The sequence below is a fragment of the Pantoea ananatis PA13 genome (assembly GCF_000233595.1).
GTDB lineage: Bacteria > Pseudomonadota > Gammaproteobacteria > Enterobacterales > Enterobacteriaceae > Pantoea > Pantoea ananatis.
On sequence record NC_017553.1, the window covers coordinates 194,392 to 210,361 of the forward strand.

Genomic DNA, 15,970 nt, shown 5'->3' on the forward strand with positions numbered 1-15,970 from the left:
ATAAATTAAACATTAATGAAACATTAAATTCAGTTTTTGTAAGTATATTCCCAGGCCCGGCTTAAGATATTTTTATATTGCAGTCGATTTACATGTGATTTTCCGTAATGCATTCCCGTTTCTGTCAATGAATACGAGGCAATTATGAAAAAAAGTAAGTCTGCAATATTCCTGTTATTTGCGTTCTCCGGTTTTGCCAGCGCTTCTACTGTCAGCCATCTCAGTTTCATCCAAGAGAGCCCTCATCATGCGCGGGTTCAGTTTATAAAAGTGGGTGATGCCAACGGCGGGCCCGGCGGTAACGGCGGCAGTGGTGATAATTCACCGGGGGCGCGGGGCGGTGACGGTGGTAATAATTCGGGCAACGACAGCGGAAATGATAACGGGAATAACAACGGCACCGGAAACGGGGATGGCAGCGATAATGGCGGTGGTGACGACGGCGGCGACAGCGCCTGAGATGTGACTTAAAGAATTTAATTCAGGCCTGGATTACAGGCCTTAAATAAAGAGGTCGTCATGAAAAAAAGTAACTCCTTGCGAAACACCCTTATCCTGACAGTTACGTTAAGTTCAGTTTTGTCTGCATACGCCCATTCCAGCGAGTTCGGCAACGGCCATATCAGGAAGCATCATCATCATCATAATTCAGCCGGCAACAGCGTCGGGGATGCAAACGGAGGACGCGGTGGCAACGGTGGTAGCGGAAATAACACTCCGGGTGGCCATGGCGGAGACGGAGGAAAATATGGAGGGAATGGCGGCAACGGTCAAAACGGGGGCGCACAGGATAATACTCCGGGGAAGAACGGCACTGACGGGCACGACGGAATCAACGGCCAGGACGGTGCCGGCGTGACAAGGCCTATACGCTACGAAACGGGTGCAGCCGTTCTGAATGGCCCGCAGTTCATCCTTACAGCCAACGGCGGTAACGGCGGTAACGGCGGCAGCGGGCCGAACGGCGGTAACGGTGGGAGCGGCGGAAACGCCGGAAGTGGCAGTAATGCAGACGGCGGCGACGGCGGGAACGGGGGGCAGAATGGTGCCCAGGGCGGCGATGGCGGCAACGGAGGAAGTGGAAACAACTCCTCGGGTGGTGATGGTGGCAACGGCGGGAATGGTCAGAATGGCAGCGCTGACGGAGGGGACGGAGGGAACGGCGGCAGCGGCAACAACTCCCCCGGCGGGGACGGTGGTGACGGTGGTAACAATCAGGCCTGATTCATCACTTCCGGTCATTAACACGAGGAAACAACAATGAAAAATAAAATAAGGAAATTCCTGCCTCTTCTGCTGTTGTCTTTATTCCTGCGCCCGTTAACCGGCATCATGCCCTTGATAAGTTCAGCGTTTGTGTTCACCGCAACCACGCATTACGCGCTGGCCGACGATGGAGACGGCGGGGATGGTGGCAATGCCTCCGGTGATGGCAACGGTGGCGATGGGGGCAATGCCGGGGACGGGTCAAACGGTAATGGCGGTGACGGCGGTAACGGCGGACAGAACGGAGGAAACGGTGGTAACGGGGGAAGTGGTGCGGGGGACGGAAACGGTGGGAACGGGGGCAATGCCGGCCCGGGGGGGAAAGGCGGTGAAGGGGGGGCTGGCGGTCCGGGTGGACATGACGGCTCTCCGGGCATGAGTGGTGCGGAAAGCAGGCAATAACCTCTAAGGCTGGCCTGTAAAATCATTGACCGTTCCCGTATATGAACGTCAGAAAAGTTTTTTCACAGCTGAAATGCCGTTTTGGGAACCCTGCGAAATATATCAGCTAGGTCTGAATAAAAGGATTTTGGTAAATGTGTATCGATTAACTCTACTTACTGAAACTAAACGTTCCGGCTAACCTGATATCAGCCATTCATTTTACATAACAGGATATCTGCCGGTTTTAATTGATTTACACAAGGATATATTTATGAAAAAGCAAACCAGAAAAGTCCTGCCGTTACTTCTTTTGTCCGTATTCCTTCGCCCTGTAACGGGTGTTATGACTCTGATCAGTTCAGCTCTTCTCTTCACCGCGACGACCCATTCCGCACTGGCAGATGATGGCGACGGCGATAACAATTATGACGGCGATGCCAGCGCTACTCAGGGGGGAGATGGGACGAGCTCAAATGATCACGACGGAGGTGACCATCAGGCTGACTATCCTGCCGACGGAGGAAGTGGGGGTAACGGCTAAGCCTGATACAGCCAGCGCCAGACGGTCCTTCATTTTTGAAACATGAACTTATTTTCAGGCTTAGCGCAGTACCTTAATTCAGGCTGTTTTTATTACAGTGAACGGGAGTGAAGTTCTGCTTGATACCTTTTACCCCATAAATGATCACGAGGTAATGATGAAAATACGTCAGTCAGCAGCTTTTTTATTTCTGATCTTAACCGGTGTATCCCGTGCTGCCCCGGTCATTCACACCGATTTTAAGCCAGCCCAGCATCCCCTTTTAATTTTAGTTAAAGGATATTCAGTTACTGCCGTTGGGGTTGGTCTGAATGACGATAACGGAAGTACAGACCCGGGTGGCAATGAAAGTACAGACCCGGGTGGCAATGAAAGTACAGACCCGGGCGGCAATGAAAGTACAGACCCGGGTGGCAATGAAAGTACAGACCCGGGTGGCAATGAAGGAACATGATTACGCCGGTGTGAAAAGAATAAACAGAAGAACCGTACAGACGAGGATACCAGCCTTCCGGCATATGTTTTTACCTGGTGACGTATCCCGTTTCAGAACTGCTTGCATGAATGGGTGCGGAAGCTGAATGGCCGCTGATGCGGCCTGTTTTATTTCTCAGCGTTAAATAGGGATTTTTAGCTGTAGTTTGGATAGAAGTGGGTTCAGTCGCACACTCTCCTCCGTTAATGCCCTTGCTGCCACTGTTCTTTTCTGGCCAGTGGCAGCAGTGAGCACCGGCTTGCACCTGAGGAGGTGACCTGCTCCCCGTTGATTAACACACCGCTATGTTAGTAATGTCCGCTTCTGGCTGTGAGTTCAATGGGTCGATGCAACGCTATCCTTAATCAAGGGGGACGTTGCCATGAAACGAAGAACTCGGATTAACTACACGCCTTAACAGAAGGCATTTATCTGGGACAAATATAAGCAAGGTGATTCCCTGCATGATATCGCCAGAATGTTCGACAGATTTCACTCTTCTGTTATGCCTACAATCCACCAGGCAGGTGGCTTGTATCTAACCATACGTGGTGATTAGCTACCACCACTGAAGCAGAGTGAGCCGGTCTTCGCCCTTAAGGTCAGATATTGACGATCGCTGAACCTTCTTTTGCAGCATATGGCCCTCCGCTTCACCTTTCACGCCAGCACATCAGGTTGAACGGTTACCGGGAGCACGACTCCGCATGTACAAGGCGAACAGGCGTGACGGTCTATGTGAGAGGAGAGATATCATGTTTCCAGTCGGTATTGACGTCAGCAAAGACACGCTTGACCTCTGCATGCTTTATGACGGCATCAAAGGCCGCGTTAAGAAACGTAATATAAAAAATGATCGCAGTGCGGGTTGAGCGCATACTTCGCTGGCTCAGGCTTCAGCACTGCGGTCCGGAGGATGTTCATGTGGTGATGGAGGCCACTGGCGTGTATCACGAACGGCTGGCCACGTCCCTGTGCGATGCAGGATTCTTTGTGTCTCTGGCCAACCCTCACCGAAGCCGGGAGTTTGCCCGTGGCATGGGGATTAAATAGGCTGTAGATTCAGTAACTAAGAGGTCGCAACATAACTATGAGTCGTGAAAGATATAACCTATCCGTTGCAGTGTTTGTTTTGCTTTTACGCGGGGATGAACTCTGCATGCTTCGAAGGGCTAATACTGGCTGGATGGACGGTTGCTTCAGCTTGCCTGCCGGTGGATTAGAAAAGGGAGAAACTCTTTCAGCTGCTGCATCCAGAGAGCTTAAAGAAGAAACAGGTATTGAAGTGTTGCCTTCAGAATTAATACTTGCGCACAGCATGCATGTTTGGACAGATAACCGTTCATGGATGGGACACTACTTTATCTGCAGAAAATGGACCGGAGAACCTGTCCTTGCTGAGCCTGACAAACACAGCAAAGTTGAATGGAAAATAATATCGGCACTGCCTGAAGAAACAATACCCTACGTCAGGCAAGCTGTTGACGCAATTAACTCTGACGAAAATTACTCAGAGTACGGCTGGTAGCTTGAGGGCCTGACCTGTCAGTTATACGTTTATAAAATAATCTGGCGGCCCGGCTTAGAATGCGTCCAGCCTGGTTTTCCCCAGTCTTGTGCGTTTCTCAATCTGATGCCGCTGGCGTGAAGTGATGTCAGCCATACACTTTTGAGCGGCGTAAGCCTTTCCATTACCCTAAGCGTTATATTGCGCAATGCAAGTTCAGCATTAAGGTTGGAAATCACTTTCAGGCCAGTTGGGATAACATCAGTTCGTGATACCCACATACCGACTTCTCCTGTTGGTTCAAAGCCATCTACAGGCAATTCGTATCTGTAAATTTTGCCACTCAGAAAGCGTGATAACCATGCATGCTCGATACAGGCTACTGCAGTGGTACGGGAGTCTCTGCCCATCCATTGTTCGATGTCCACTTTGCATGTGTCAGGTAATGGCCAGAATACGATGCGTGGGCACTCACGAGGAAAAAGATAAAGTAACTCATGCGCTTCATCCGTAGCCCATATCAGTGACCCGTTTAGCCATTCCTGTCCGGGAGGGCGATCAACATGAACTCTTAACTGGCGAGGTTTGAATATAGTGATATCAGGGCTGTCGCTGAAATGGAAAAGACGCACTTAAGGCTCCTTTTAAAATGTATCCAGCACTCCTGATAGAGCATTTTGAGTAAAACAGGCTTCCTTCATATGAACGATTTTTTACCTTAATTTTTTGAGGCATGCAGAGAGTTCCGGTCTGAAGCTGGATGTGCGAAACGTTTGATTCTGGCACATAGTGGACGTTTTAATCTGAATTAACTCCTGCAGTGAGAGCCGTATCCAGAATGCCGCTTAAGCGGCATGAAGGTGCTAGATGACGTAAAAGGGCGCAGAAGCTGAACGGCGCCGTACGCCCGGCGTAGCCGGTTACAGCCCTATAAATCGTGCCCTACCCTACCTTTCCCTGAACAGCTTTGCGGACTTTCAGCAATGAAGAAACTCAGGTAACCCCTTTTAACCCCGGTGAACGGGCTTCGCGGCGCGTGCGACGTGAAGGGCGTGATTTCCGGGGCCTTGGCGTCGGCAGCTTGCTGCTGACGCTTAGGGGGGTGTTCATCAAAACTTTCAGCGATGGATGCGGAACTTAACACGGTAGCTGCCAGATATCGCCAAATAAGACCTCTTCACTGAGACGTGCCAGCTTGGGTGCTATCCCGGCCATATTCTCCCGACTCACCTTTATCGTGTTCATTTTTGTTTCTCCTTGAGGATGTGGTAGAAAGATAGGATGCTTTGACGATCTATAAAATCAGAAATATTGGGACCCTGAATCCCATAAAACGGGATGAAAAATGGCGAAAAGACCCGTTACGTTCGATGCTGAAACATTACGAACCTTTGTCACCGGTATTGAGTTGGGAAGTTTTGCTGCTGCTGCAGAGCGCCTGGGGCGTTCAACATCGGCGGTAAGCGCTCAGCTTAAAAAGCTTGAGCAGCAGGCAGGCGCCGCGCTGGTGCAAAAGTCAGGACGACATCTGGTCCTTACTGCCCAGGGGGAAATGATGCTTGCCTATGCGCGCAGGCTGATGAGTCTCAACGACGAAGCTTACCAGGCAGTGAAATCGGTGGGCATCCGTGGCGAGGTTCGGCTGGGATTGCAGGAAGATTTTGGAGAATCACTTCTCCCCTCTCTTCTTGGGCAATTTTCACGTGCGCACCCCGACGTTCAGGTCTCCGCGACCGTGACCCGCAACAAGCCTCTGCTAGATGCAATACGTCACAATGAACTTGATGTTGCACTGAGCTGGCAGGGTGACGAGAGCACCGCTTACAGCGAGTCGCTCGGGTCATTACCACTCTGCTGGATTGGCGCAAAAGATTTCGATATCGGCGCATTTATCGATCGGAACCGACCTCTGCCGTTACTGGTTTTTGAAGCACCCTGTCTGATGCGTAGCGCGGCGACAGCGGCCCTGGACAGCATGAATATCCCCTGGCGCATTGCGTTTACCAGCAGAAGCCTGAGTGGGATATGGGCGGCCGCGGCGGCCGGGCTCGGAATGACGTTGCGAACACAAACGGGCATGCCGTCATCACTCGCGATATTTGACCAGCAAAAATTGCCAGATACTGGCGCGATTGGCGTTCGTCTGCATCAGTCTGAAAAAAACGTATCAGCCGCAGCAGCCTCGCTTTGCCAGATGATAAAAACGCACTTTCATGGCACATAAGCCAACTACCGCGCCTGAAGAAATCCAGCCAACAGACAGCATCAATCAATGACCGGACAGGCAGGTATTTCTGGCGGTTGAGGCTGAGCACAGGGCTGTCAGATTGTGGTCGTTTAAACAACGCCCTGCTTTTTGTCCGGCCCGGCTTTGGCACCTTTCCTGCTTGCTGCGCTAATCCTGACGCGGGCACCTGAGTAAGGCCAATTACAGTATGCTGTAACTAAAATCGTTACAGAAGATACTGTGCCTACACTGTTGTGACATTCATCGCCAATGCTGTTTACCCCCGGCTTATCTCTCCACCATAGCCTTTTACGCTGAGCGTATCACCGTCTGCTTCCACCCACGCGAAGGGCACGTCTAGAGGGCCGTCGAGCATGCCCTTCATGATAAAAAAGTCGGTGTCCAAAATACGGGCATAGCCTCCGCGATGATCGTGTCCGGCAAAACAGGCGCGCACCCGGTAGCGGGTGAATAAATTAACCAGCGCGTCGGCGTTCATTAACATATGCGTATTCCCGGGAGCCAGCGGATAATGCCCGAATACCACGATGCTTTCTCCGCACTGCTGTGCCGCCTGTAACTGCTGCTCTATCCACACCAATTGTTGCGCGCACACGGCACCGTTCCAGGGCTGCGCGTGGGGTTGATGCTCATGTTGCAGCCGGGCCAGCAACGCTGCCGCCTGTTGGCGATCGGTGCCGTTGAGCGCATTGCAGTAAAGACTCATATCATTGCCATCGTAGACAATGAAGCGCCAGCCGTTAAAACGGAAAGCGTAATAGCTCTTGGGTAGGGGAACCTTACCTTCAAGTCGTGTGGCAATCGTCTGCGCATCATGATTACCCAGCACCACGGCATGGGGATGCTTTAATTCTTGATATACCGGCAATACCGCAGCATAGCTGTACCAGTCGCGATCGACGAGATCGCCCAGGGTCACCACAAAATCGAGCGGCTGCGCGTTGAGCGCCGTGATGGCCTGGTGCAGTTTTTGTAGTCCGTTGCGATAGTAAAGATGGTTGTCAACATCCGGTTCGATATCCGCATATTGCGGGTCGGCGATCAAACCAAAACGAACAACGTTGTTCCGCGCAGGTAAGGGACGCAGCAACGGCGGTTGATACAGCGGTGCGACGTCCGCCAGCAGTTCGCGCTGCTGCAGACTAAGCGAGTGAGGCGTTAACATTGGCGTTCACCTTAACGTATACCGGCACGCATGAAAGACTGAATAAACTGACGCTGAAATATCAGAAAGAGCAGCAAAAGCGGCAGCGTTGTCATCAATGTTGCTGCACCAATAAGCGCCCACTGCACGCCCTGCTCTGGCGCGGAAAATAGCTGCAGCCCGACGGTTAAGGGCCGTACCTTAACCGAGTCGGTAATCACCAGCGGCCAGAGAAAATCATTCCAGTGAAAGCTGACAGAGACTAACGCAAAGGCGATATAAATCGGTCTGGCCAGCGGGATGTAGATCTTACGTAAGATATAAAACCGGCTGGCGCCTTCCACGATCGCCGCCTCTTCCAGCACTAAGGGGATGCTTTTAAACGTCTGGCGCAGCAGGAAGATGGCAAAGGCAGACGCAAAATACGGTAAGGCAATGCCGGTCAATGTATCGCGCAGGCCCAGTGCGCCAATGGTTTTATAGTTATTCAGGATCAGCACATCGGGGCTGATCATGAGCTGCAATAGGATAAGGGCAAACAACATGCCCGAATACTTCAGGCGAAAACGGACCAGTGCGTAAGCCGCCATCGTGGCCAACACCAGTTGGACTGTAACGATCATCATCACCAGCAAAATCGTATTCATGAAGTAACGGGCAAAGGGGGCAGCATGCCAGGCGTTAATAAAATTTTGCAGCGTCAGCGGCGCAAAAAGCCGGAAGCTGCCCTGCTCTGCCGCGGGATGCACCGCAACCCACAGCGCCACCAGGATAGGGAGCAGCCATAGCAGCGCCGCTAACCAGATAATCAGATTCAGGCCGAGGCGGCCAACAGAAAAGGAAGGCTTCATTGATAATGGGCTCGTTTATCCATCAACTTAAATTTAACTAGCGCAATCGCCGCCAAAATCAGCAGCAACACCACGGTCATGGCCGCCGCTGCCGGTAAATCCCAGTAACTGAATGCTGTGCGATAGATGTAAAACAGCAGCAGGCTACTGCTGTTGTCCGGGCCGCCGTTCGTCATCGCAATAACCTGATCGACGATGCGAAACGCATTCATGGATGCATTGATCAAGACAAATAACGTGGTCGGCATCAGCAATGGCCACTGGACGCGCCGGAAGAAATAGCCCTTTGATGCCCCTTCGATTTCCGCCGCTTCACGCAGGCGCGGATCAATCTGCTGCAGGGCAGCAAGATAGAAAATCATAAAGAAACCGGCCTCACGCCAGACGGAGACCGCCATCAGGCACCACAGGGAGGTGCCCGGCTCGCCAAGCCAGTTAACCGGAGCAATGGAAAACAGCGACAGAAGTTTGTTCAGTAAGCCCAACTGTGGCGTGTAAAAAAACAGCCACAGGTTAGCAATCGCAATCATTGGCAGAAGAGAGGGAATAAAAAAAGCCGCACGTATCACGGCGTTAGCCGCCAGTCGTCGGTTAACGGCCAATGCCATGAGCAGAGCCAGCATCACCGCCAAAGGGATAGTGACCAGGGCATAGAGCAGATTGTTCCACAACGACCGGATAAACACATCGTCATCCAGCAGCGCAGCGTAGTTATCCAGCCCAACAAACTGGGCCGGATGACCGTTACGTGAGGCGCTGAACAGACTTTCCCACACCGTCGCCAGAGCAGGATAATGGGTAAACAGCAATAAAAAACCCAGTGCCGGTAAGATCAGCAAATAGCCGCACAGCTGTAATGATCCGACGCCTGAGCGTAAAGCAGGGGATGCTGTTCCAAGTGTGTTCATCGCCATCGTATTACTGGTAAGCCTTCAGCAAACGATCGGCCTGCTTCTGGGCGGATTCCAGTGCTTCTGCCGGTGTTTTCGTCTGGGTTATCGCGGCTTCAATGGCGTGGTTCAGCGCCTCCTGAATTTGCACGCTGTTATAGGTCGAGAGTTCTGGCTGGGCATAGTTAAGTTGCTCACGTGCCACCAGCGCCTGCGGAACCTGTTTCACATAGTCTTTCATGGCTGGCGTTTCCCAGGCGGCGGGTGAAGTCGCGACATAACCGGTAGCAATACTCCAGCGAGCAGCCTGTTCAGGGGCGGTGACCCAACGGATAAACGCCATGGCGGCTTTCTGCTGTGCCGGGGATGCATTTTTGAAGACATACAGATTACCGCCACCGGTCGGGCTTCCGCGCTGTGTCTTTTCAGGAAGCATCGCGACACCAAACGGGAACGTCGCATTTTTACGCACCACGCTCAGATTACCCGTGGTGGTCACCATCATCGCGGTTTTGCCACTCAAAAAATCTTGTGGCGTGGTGCCCCATGCAACGGCGCCTTTAGGTGAAACGCCCTCTTTTTGACCGAGATCGGTTAGCCACTGTAGCGTTTCAATGTTCCCGGGCGTATTAAAATACACGGCCGTGCCCTTGCCATTATCAAGATGCGCGCCATTGGTCGCAGCAAACCCCTGAAACACCCAATAGCCATTTGGCGTAGTCGGGATTTCAATGCCCCACTGGCTGACGTTTTGCCCGTCTTTCACGACCAGCTTTTTGCCAAAGTCCACCACCTGCTGCCAGTTCGCAGGCGGCGTATCAGCATCCAGACCCGCTTTTTCAAACGCCTGCTTATTCCAGTACAGCACCACGGTCGAGCGCTGAAAAGGAACGCCCCAGACTTTTCCATTGATATGGCGTAAGAAAGCAGGATAGAAACTGTCGATCCATTTCTTACCCTCATCGTCTTTGGCCAGATCGCTGGCCGCGACAATCGCCCCCGCATCCATCAGTGAATAAGCTTCGATATCGCCAATAACGGCCATTTGTGGCGCATTACCGCCACGAAAAGCGGTCAATGCTTTGGTCACCGTCGTGGCGTAGTCACCGGTATAGACCGGCTGAATACTGACTTCGGGATGAATTTTTTCGAAATCGGCAACCAGTGCTTCAACGGTGTGGCTGATCTCGCCTCCCACTGCGATGGGATAATACATTTGCAGTTTTACCGGATCGGCAGCAAAAACTGACGCGCTGGTTGCGATAAGCAATGCAGGAAGCAGATGTGACAGACGAATAGCAGACATGATTTTCCCTTAGGTAAAAAGATCGTTAAACCGCGTATTTTTTGGACGAAACAGACATCAGCTGTTCTGCATGCAAACAGCGTTTACCGCTATCGGTGGAAAACAGGTATTGCTTATCAGCAGGCCATTGCAGCCCCACCAGGCTTCCCTCACTGAACCGTTTCATTCCTGCTACCGTCACCGTTAATGTTTCGTGGCTGTGAGCAAGCTGGCACATTAATAAGGTATCAGCCCCCATATATTCGTAACTCACCACGCTGGCCGTCAGCACCGCGCCATCAGCGTTAATAAGCTGAATATCTTCAGCCCGAATGCCCAGACTGAGTGCGCCGGCGGTGAAACCTTCGACGACAGGCTCCCTGAGCGGACTCAGATAGTGGTTCGCGTTGTGGCAGGCGAGCGGCAGGATGTTCATGGGCGGTGCGCCAATAAACTGTGCCGCGAACACGCTGGCAGGGTTGTTGTAGAGATTATCAGGTGTGTCGTGCTGCTCAATTCGTCCCGCGTTCAGCAAAATAATGCTGTCCGCCATGCTCATGGCTTCTGTCTGATCGTGGGTGACATAGATCATTGTCAGACCCAACTTCTTCTGTAAGGCACGGATCTCACGGCGCATGCTTTGGCGTAGCTTGGCATCAAGGTTAGAAAGGGGTTCATCCATCAGGCAGAGCGTATTGTTGGCGATAACGGCTCGCCCCAGTGCCACCCGCTGTTGTTGACCACCGGACAACTGGGACGGCAAGCGATCCAGCAACGCCTCCAGTTCCATCAACTTACTGACCCGACTCAGACGATCGGCAAACGTGAGCTTATCTTCACCGCGGGCTTTTAAGCCAAATAACAAATTTTCTTTAACGCTCAGGTGAGGAAAAAGCGCATAAGACTGAAACACCATGGAGAGCTTGCGTTGGGAGGGGGGCAAATGGGTGATATCCACATGATTGAAACTCACCGAACCCGTGTCGGCCGTCTCCAGGCCGGCAATAGTGCGCAGCAGCGTCGATTTACCACAGCCTGAAGGCCCCAACAGAGCAACGAACGTCCCTTCGGCGGCGTCAAAATGGATATTATCCAGTGCGATTTTCTCGCCCCAGCTCTTGGTGATGTGATGAAGCGCCAGATGGCTCATACATGCGCCGCTTTGCAAATAAGAATTGCAGTAAGCTAGCCGAGAAAAATGAACGATTTATGGCTGAAAAATGACAGAAAAAAGATGCACCCATTGATTAATCATGCGGGCTTATCCTTCCCTGCCTTACCAGGCCGCCGTCGCGACCGAGCTTTTCTCTTGTTCCTGACAGCGAATGAACGCAGAAAGCGGCATCCTGACAACCTGTCGTGCCCAAAAGTGACGTTGAACGTCTTGATTGACCAGCCGAGACTGCATGCGATTCTGCTGCACGACAGGGCCAGGGCTAACGTAATACGTTTGGCGGCCCCCCGGATGCTATAAGAAATGACCAGACGCATGCAAAGCGCCAGAGACTCACACAACGTCTCGGAATCCTCGCTGCAGCCACAGAGAAAGGGCTGCAACGACTGTTCACTGCTGGAAACAGACACAGGTTGAATATTTCCGCTTAGTAGGTAGACTGGTATACATACATACCGCTAACAAAGGTTATCGTCATGCCAACTCAATCTGCCAACGCAGAAACTGCTTATGATAAGTTGCTCAGTGCGGCGCGCGTGCTGTTTTACAACCACGGTATTAACGGGACAGGTATCGATGCCATCGTAAAGCGGGCCGGGGTCGCCAAAAAAAGCTTATATAACAACTTTGCCTCTAAAGATGAGCTGGTCGCGATTTATCTCAGGGTTCGTCACGAGGAATGGCTTGCCTTGTACAAAAATCGTCTGGACCTTGCCATGACGCCGAAAGAACGGGTACTGGCCGTATTCGCGGCTTATGAGGACCATGCTGAATTTGCCTATGAAAACGGATTTCGCGGATGTGGCCTGCTGAACGCAGCGGCAGAGTTGCCCGCCAGCGCGCCGGGACGACAGGCCGTTCGTGAGCACAAGGAGGAAGTGGAGGCGATTCTGACCGCGCATCTCACAGATTTGATGATGGGAGATGCAGAAAGCGCGCGCAAAATGGCGCGGCACTTCGCTTTTCTACTGGAAGGCAGCATTTCACGAGCCGGGCTGGAAGGTAACAGCGACTGCGTGAGTCAGGCCAGTGTGATTGCTGAACAACTGATGGAGGCATACTGATGCCTGCATCCGGACACCAAACGGGTGGCGCAACGGCCGTCATTATCGCGGCTGTGCTCTGGGGAACGACCGGTACAGCCGCCACCTTTGCCCCGGCTTTAAGCCCGCTCGCCGTGGGCTCGGTGGCAATGGGCATCGGTGGACTGTTCCAGGGACTTATCGCTGCAACCCCGCTTATTCGACAGCGGCGACTGATTTTTCGGCATTGGCCTTTTCTGCTGACGGGTGCCCTCGCAGTGGCGGTTTATCCGCTCGCTTTTTATGCGTCTATGCGTTATGCCGGGGTCACTGTCGGCACTGTCATTTCCATCGGCTCTGCCCCGCTACTGTCAGCCCTCATTGAGTACCGTCTTGAAGGCGTACGCCTCACAAAGCAGTGGGCAGGCGGTGCCGCTACAGGGCTTGCCGGCATGATCCTGCTTTGCCTTGCGGAAAGCGGTGGGCACAGTACTGGACAAGGTTCTGCAATGACGGGCATTACGCTGGGGCTGCTGGCTGGTTTTACCTATGCCCTTTATTCGTGGTCTGCGCGGCGGTTAATGCAGGGCGGCATAGCTCCACGCGCGGCAATGGGGGCGACCTTTGGGGCGGGCGGTATCCTGCTTGTCCCTGTCCTTCTGATGACCGGCGCACCGCTTCTGGAAACCTGGAATAATGCCGCCGTCGGGATATATATGGCGCTGGTTCCAATGTTTCTGGGATATCTCTGCTATGGCTACGGACTGGCGCGCATCCCGGCCAGCATGGCAACCACGATCACGCTGCTGGAGCCGGTCGTCGCCGCTCTGCTGGCCGTTCTGCTTGTCGGGGAAAGGCTGCCGCTTTCAGGTTGGGCCGGTGTAGGACTCATTATTGCCTGTCTTGGTGTGATCACCTTTCCAGCGGGCAAGCGCGCCTCCCCTTCAGCCCAGCGCCGGGCTGATAACCTTTAATCTGGGGACAGGAAAAAAGAAGGAAAAAGCGGCCTTCGATGCATTCTGGGCTTTCGAGATACGCACGGGCGCTCTCATTAAGCTTGAGGAAAGCAAAATCCGCCTGGAGAATGATAACTGACTCCGTCCCTGAACCTGAGCGGAGGTGTCCTGTGGCGCCTGTATCAACGATAACGTCCAGGATTTACAGGGCCCCAGGGTAATCTGCATAGTCAATCCGGGTACGATGAAGACAGGACCAGAGAAATCGAATGTTCTGCTGCCTGGCGTCTCCGAGGGTTCAGGCGGGACGATACCTTTCGCTTTTTGCTCATGGCTGACATTACCAACATCAGCAGCGATGTCTCAGCCCTCTCGGTCTGCCCTTATCAAATATAAAACGCCTGTTGCAGGGCATCAGGCGTTTAAAAGCTGCCAGATTTCGATCCTTATCAGAACCTTTTATGGCCTACTTTTATCAGAACTGCTCCCAGTTTTGATCCTGTCCGCCAACCACTGCGGTCTGCGGTTTCTTAAAAACCGGCGACGATACCGCTGCGGCGCGGTTTTGCTCCCGATTATTACTGGATAACTGACCCGCAAGCGTAATCGTGAAGGCACCCACTAAATGACCCAGCGTGGAGGCCTGATCTATCAGAGAACGCGATGCTGCGGAGGCCTGCTCAACCAGTGCGGCGTTTTGCTGTGTCGCACCGTCCATCTGATTTACGGCCTGATGGACCTGGCTGATGCCTTGCGACTGTTCTCCGGCGGCTACGGATATTTCATCCACCAGATCAGTGACCTGCCGCACCGCATCATTCATGCGTGACATGTTAGAGCCTACCCCTTCCGCCTGCTCAGAACCGGCCTCGACAAAGCCCATTGATGACTCAATCAACTCCTTGATTTCACGAGCTGAAGAGGATGAGCGCTGTGCAAGATTACGAACCTCACCCGCCACCACCGCAAATCCCCGCCCCTGCTCACCAGCACGTGCAGCCTCAACGGCGGCATTCAGCGCCAGGATGTTGGTCTGGAAGGCAATCCCTTCAATGAGTGCAATGATGTCAGTGATTTTGGCTGAGCTTGCCCTGATGTCACTCATAGTGGACAGTAGTGTGCGGACACGACCAGCACTGTCTTCTGAGATATCCCGGGCGTTTTTCGCCAACTGACTGGCAAGACGCGTATTTTCAGCGGTCTGACGGACGGTTTCGCTAAGCTCGGACATACTCGCTGCTGTCTGCTCCAGGGAGGCCGCCTGCTCTTCCGTACGGGAGGACAGGTCTTCATTACCCGCCGAAATCTGTGCAGAAGCAGAGCTTACCGACTGAGCTGAAGCTTCCACCTTAGACAGTGAATCTGAAACATTCTCAATCAGATGGTTGAAGGCTCTTGCCGTCAGGCCGATTTCATCATGACGTGACTCATCAACCCTGAGAGTCAGGTCGAGTTTTTCACTGGCCTCTTCCATGGTCTGACGCATGCCGTTCAACTGGCGGCGTATAGACATGATGGTTTTGATCGTGAAAAAACCCAATACAAGGATGACGGCGCCAGAGCCGGCAATCAGTCCCCATAGAGTCGTATAGTAGATATGGGTATTGGTTTCATCCAGTTGAGTGCCGATATCAATATTTATCTGCAGTTGCTTACGGTAACTGCTTGTAAGCGTGCGAATGGCTTCACTCAGATTTTTACTGCTTTCATCTGAGTTCGCCGTCGATGATGACTGGGGAATCCTGTTGATCTGCAGGAAAGGCAGCAGCCTGTCATGAATGTTTTTAATCATGACGAACGCCTCTTTGGTCAGCCGCAGATCTTCGTCGCTGGATATATCATTCTCAAGATAATGCTGATTGAGGGTATTAAGGCGCTCAACCGTTTTGTTCATTTCTGATTCAATTTGCCCCTGCCTGGCAGGATCTTTTGCGCCCTGATAGTCGTATAGCTTAATGAGAAGTTCATTGTTCTCATCAATCAGTACGTTTAAGTCGATGATCGAAGGTATGGCGTTAATCTGAACGTAGTGAAAGCGATACTGGAAGCCAGTAACGACCACGATGGAAATAATAACCATAGAAACGAGAGAAGCTGAGAGCAGAGAAAACGTAAGATAAAGTCGCTGTGAAATTGTCATAACTCACCCTGTGTGTGTTTAAAAAATAAAAAACCAACGCTCAGTAAATCGTCGAAATCAACGAAAACTTGATTTTTTTAGAGAGAG

Annotated in this window: 16 protein-coding genes and 2 pseudogenes; 11 read left to right on the forward strand and 7 right to left on the reverse strand. The window is 52.3% G+C overall.

The annotated features are described in order from the left end of the window. Window positions 1-144 precede the first annotated feature (144 nt). The 8 genes and pseudogenes from PAGR_RS22855 (at window position 145) to PAGR_RS22410 (ending at window position 4,194) form a co-directional block, all read left to right on the forward strand. Window positions 145-459, forward strand: a complete 315-nt coding sequence (locus PAGR_RS22855) for a hypothetical protein (protein WP_049792177.1) — start codon at window positions 145-147, stop codon at window positions 457-459. A gap of 120 nt (window positions 460-579) precedes the next feature. Beyond that, on the forward strand, window positions 580-1,224 hold the full coding sequence (locus PAGR_RS24040; protein WP_193372501.1) for a hypothetical protein: 645 nt from the start codon (window positions 580-582) through the stop codon (window positions 1,222-1,224). A 36-nt stretch (window positions 1,225-1,260) separates the two neighbouring features. Then, complete coding sequence (locus PAGR_RS22860; RefSeq protein ID WP_049792179.1) at window positions 1,261-1,668, forward strand: hypothetical protein; 408 nt, start codon at window positions 1,261-1,263, stop codon at window positions 1,666-1,668. Between the two features lie 253 nt (window positions 1,669-1,921). Beyond that, entirely contained in the window at window positions 1,922-2,191 is a 270-nt protein-coding gene (locus PAGR_RS22395; protein ID WP_044042702.1) for a hypothetical protein, read from the forward strand. A gap of 154 nt (window positions 2,192-2,345) precedes the next feature. Further along, on the forward strand, window positions 2,346-2,645 hold the full coding sequence (locus PAGR_RS22400; protein ID WP_151243583.1) for a hypothetical protein: 300 nt from the start codon (window positions 2,346-2,348) through the stop codon (window positions 2,643-2,645). Window positions 2,646-3,096: 451 nt separating this feature from the next. After that, window positions 3,097-3,216, forward strand: a pseudogene (locus PAGR_RS24425) (IS30 family transposase); the annotation flags it as partial. A gap of 205 nt (window positions 3,217-3,421) precedes the next feature. Then, window positions 3,422-3,713, forward strand: a pseudogene (locus tag PAGR_RS24320) (IS110 family transposase); the annotation flags it as partial. Between the two features lie 43 nt (window positions 3,714-3,756). Next, complete coding sequence (locus tag PAGR_RS22410; RefSeq protein WP_014604656.1) at window positions 3,757-4,194, forward strand: NUDIX hydrolase; 438 nt, start codon at window positions 3,757-3,759, stop codon at window positions 4,192-4,194. Between the two features lie 29 nt (window positions 4,195-4,223). Here PAGR_RS22410 and PAGR_RS22415 read toward each other — a convergent pair whose 3' ends face one another. After that, window positions 4,224-4,805 carry a DUF6886 family protein gene (locus PAGR_RS22415; RefSeq protein WP_014604657.1) on the reverse strand — a complete coding sequence of 194 codons (582 nt, stop codon included), beginning with the start codon at window positions 4,803-4,805 and terminating at the stop codon, window positions 4,224-4,226. A 713-nt stretch (window positions 4,806-5,518) separates the two neighbouring features. On the opposite strand from PAGR_RS22415, the gene PAGR_RS22420 reads away from it, so the two are divergent. After that, entirely contained in the window at window positions 5,519-6,397 is an 879-nt protein-coding gene (locus PAGR_RS22420) for a LysR substrate-binding domain-containing protein (RefSeq protein ID WP_014604659.1), read from the forward strand. A 280-nt stretch (window positions 6,398-6,677) separates the two neighbouring features. On the opposite strand, the gene PAGR_RS22425 is transcribed toward PAGR_RS22420, so the two are convergent. From PAGR_RS22425 to PAGR_RS22445, 5 genes are read right to left on the reverse strand one after another with little or no spacing between them, the layout of a single operon-like run. After that, window positions 6,678-7,586 (reverse strand): metallophosphoesterase, encoded by a 909-nt coding sequence (locus PAGR_RS22425; protein WP_014604660.1) that lies wholly within the window; start codon window positions 7,584-7,586, stop codon window positions 6,678-6,680. An 11-nt stretch (window positions 7,587-7,597) separates the two neighbouring features. Continuing rightward, window positions 7,598-8,416, reverse strand: a complete 819-nt coding sequence (locus PAGR_RS22430; RefSeq protein WP_013027924.1) for a carbohydrate ABC transporter permease — start codon at window positions 8,414-8,416, stop codon at window positions 7,598-7,600. Beyond that, on the reverse strand, window positions 8,413-9,330 hold the full coding sequence (locus PAGR_RS22435; RefSeq protein WP_014333206.1) for a carbohydrate ABC transporter permease: 918 nt from the start codon (window positions 9,328-9,330) through the stop codon (window positions 8,413-8,415). Before PAGR_RS22435 ends, PAGR_RS22430 begins: the two co-directional genes overlap by 4 nt. Window positions 9,331-9,334: 4 nt before the next feature. Beyond that, a complete protein-coding gene (locus tag PAGR_RS22440; RefSeq protein WP_014604661.1) occupies window positions 9,335-10,612 on the reverse strand; it encodes an ABC transporter substrate-binding protein in 1,278 nt (425 codons plus the stop codon). Between the two features lie 25 nt (window positions 10,613-10,637). Then, the gene (locus PAGR_RS22445) at window positions 10,638-11,741 is read right to left on the reverse strand and encodes an ABC transporter ATP-binding protein (RefSeq protein ID WP_014333208.1); all 1,104 of its coding nucleotides are present in this window, start codon (window positions 11,739-11,741) and stop codon (window positions 10,638-10,640) included. Window positions 11,742-12,241: 500 nt separating this feature from the next. Between PAGR_RS22445 and PAGR_RS22450 the strand changes: the two genes are divergently transcribed. Then, a complete protein-coding gene (locus PAGR_RS22450; RefSeq protein ID WP_014604662.1) occupies window positions 12,242-12,829 on the forward strand; it encodes a TetR/AcrR family transcriptional regulator in 588 nt (195 codons plus the stop codon). Next, on the forward strand, window positions 12,829-13,761 hold the full coding sequence (locus tag PAGR_RS22455) for a DMT family transporter (RefSeq protein ID WP_014333212.1): 933 nt from the start codon (window positions 12,829-12,831) through the stop codon (window positions 13,759-13,761). Before PAGR_RS22450 ends, PAGR_RS22455 begins: the two co-directional genes overlap by 1 nt. Before the next feature lie 457 nt (window positions 13,762-14,218). On the opposite strand, the gene PAGR_RS22460 is transcribed toward PAGR_RS22455, so the two are convergent. Continuing rightward, window positions 14,219-15,883: a methyl-accepting chemotaxis protein gene (locus PAGR_RS22460; protein ID WP_014604663.1), complete on the reverse strand. Its 1,665-nt coding sequence runs from the start codon at window positions 15,881-15,883 to the stop codon at window positions 14,219-14,221. Window positions 15,884-15,970: the final 87 nt, after the last annotated feature.

What these genes read in the sequence shown, in the direction of transcription:
- PAGR_RS22855 (WP_049792177.1), top strand. Translation starts at nt 145, where the DNA reads ATGAAAAAAAGTAAGTCTGCAATATTCCTGTTATTTGCGTTCTCCGGT.
- PAGR_RS22860 (WP_049792179.1), top strand. Translation starts at nt 1,261, where the DNA reads ATGAAAAATAAAATAAGGAAATTCCTGCCTCTTCTGCTGTTGTCTTTA.
- PAGR_RS22395 (WP_044042702.1), top strand. Translation starts at nt 1,922, where the DNA reads ATGAAAAAGCAAACCAGAAAAGTCCTGCCGTTACTTCTTTTGTCCGTA.
- PAGR_RS22400 (WP_151243583.1), top strand. Translation starts at nt 2,346, where the DNA reads ATGATGAAAATACGTCAGTCAGCAGCTTTTTTATTTCTGATCTTAACC.
- PAGR_RS22410 (WP_014604656.1), top strand. Translation starts at nt 3,757, where the DNA reads ATGAGTCGTGAAAGATATAACCTATCCGTTGCAGTGTTTGTTTTGCTT.
- PAGR_RS22420 (WP_014604659.1), top strand. Translation starts at nt 5,519, where the DNA reads ATGGCGAAAAGACCCGTTACGTTCGATGCTGAAACATTACGAACCTTT.
- PAGR_RS22425 (WP_014604660.1), bottom strand. Translation starts at nt 7,586, where the DNA reads ATGTTAACGCCTCACTCGCTTAGTCTGCAGCAGCGCGAACTGCTGGCG.
- PAGR_RS22430 (WP_013027924.1), bottom strand. Translation starts at nt 8,416, where the DNA reads ATGAAGCCTTCCTTTTCTGTTGGCCGCCTCGGCCTGAATCTGATTATC.
- PAGR_RS22435 (WP_014333206.1), bottom strand. Translation starts at nt 9,330, where the DNA reads ATGGCGATGAACACACTTGGAACAGCATCCCCTGCTTTACGCTCAGGC.
- PAGR_RS22440 (WP_014604661.1), bottom strand. Translation starts at nt 10,612, where the DNA reads ATGTCTGCTATTCGTCTGTCACATCTGCTTCCTGCATTGCTTATCGCA.
- PAGR_RS22445 (WP_014333208.1), bottom strand. Translation starts at nt 11,741, where the DNA reads ATGAGCCATCTGGCGCTTCATCACATCACCAAGAGCTGGGGCGAGAAA.
- PAGR_RS22450 (WP_014604662.1), top strand. Translation starts at nt 12,242, where the DNA reads ATGCCAACTCAATCTGCCAACGCAGAAACTGCTTATGATAAGTTGCTC.
- PAGR_RS22455 (WP_014333212.1), top strand. Translation starts at nt 12,829, where the DNA reads ATGCCTGCATCCGGACACCAAACGGGTGGCGCAACGGCCGTCATTATC.
- PAGR_RS22460 (WP_014604663.1), bottom strand. Translation starts at nt 15,883, where the DNA reads ATGACAATTTCACAGCGACTTTATCTTACGTTTTCTCTGCTCTCAGCT.